A 284-nucleotide genomic window follows, 5' to 3' on the forward strand; every position below is an offset into this window, starting at 1 on the left:
GCAGTGCACCCAGCGACGCATCGAAGGGGCTCTTGCGGCCTTCCTTCTTGGGCTTCTTCAGCTCGCCGCCCTCGACGGTGACGAAGCTCGGGCAGAAGCCCTTCACGCAGGAGAAGTCCTTGTTGCAGGTGTTCTGGTTGATCTGGCGCTTGCGGCCAAAGTCGGTCTCCAGCGGCTCGACCGACAGGCAGTTGGACTGCACCGAGCAGTCGCCGCAGCCCTCGCAGACCAGCTCGTTGATGACGACGCGCTTGGCCGGGTCGACCAGCTTGCCGCGCTTGCGG

1 protein-coding gene is annotated in these 284 nt (G+C 65.1%); it reads right to left on the reverse strand.

Annotated elements, in window-relative coordinates; translation table 11 throughout:
* A partial coding sequence (locus tag RVY79_RS19085; protein ID WP_317466126.1) for a hypothetical protein occupies positions 1–284 on the reverse strand: 284 nt, incomplete at both ends.

This window comes from Chromohalobacter sp. HP20-39, assembly GCF_033052815.1.
Classification (GTDB): Bacteria; Pseudomonadota; Gammaproteobacteria; order Pseudomonadales; family Halomonadaceae; genus Chromohalobacter.